Source organism: Mesorhizobium sp. M7A.F.Ca.US.005.03.2.1, assembly GCF_003997795.1.
Taxonomy (GTDB): Bacteria; Pseudomonadota; Alphaproteobacteria; order Rhizobiales; family Rhizobiaceae; genus Mesorhizobium; species Mesorhizobium ciceri.
Map to the genome: position 1 here is coordinate 1 of NZ_RZRP01001615.1, position 449 is coordinate 449.

1 protein-coding gene is annotated in these 449 nt (G+C 63.5%); it reads right to left on the bottom strand.

Annotation, left to right across the window (positions count from 1 at the left end; translation table 11 throughout):
• Positions 1-422 (bottom strand): ROK family protein (locus EN991_RS39460; RefSeq protein ID WP_245461222.1); only part of this gene is annotated, 422 nt, incomplete at its 3' end.
• Between the last annotated feature and the right edge of the window lie 27 nt (positions 423-449).

The window sequence follows — 449 nt, forward strand, 5'->3', positions numbered from 1 at the left end:
CTGTAGGCCTCGCCCAGATCGGGCCACTCAGGGCTGCTGCTCCAGATGATTTCGGACGGGCGCCCGCGCATGGCCAGTTCGCTCTCCAGGCGCATCAGGCCGTGATCGAAGCTGGCGCTGGAGTTTCCCTTGTAGATCTGGTGGTTGAGGATGAGCCTGCTCTGCAGCCGTGCTCCGAGATAGAAGAACAGATAATCGTTGAGCGGCTTTGCGACGCCGAACATACTCTCGCCGCCGGCCGCAGCGGTGATGTCGTTCTGCACGAAAACCGGCAGCTTGATCTGTTCCTCGATCTCGGCCTGCAAGGCCTTGAGCGAGGTGCTCGATCCGTTGCGGGTTGCAGCCATCGTGTCGACATCGTCGGGAACCGCCAGGCCGATGCCGGCAACCCGGCTGCGCGCCTCGACCGGCAGGCTGGTCATGGCTTGCCCGATCGCGCCGAACAGATC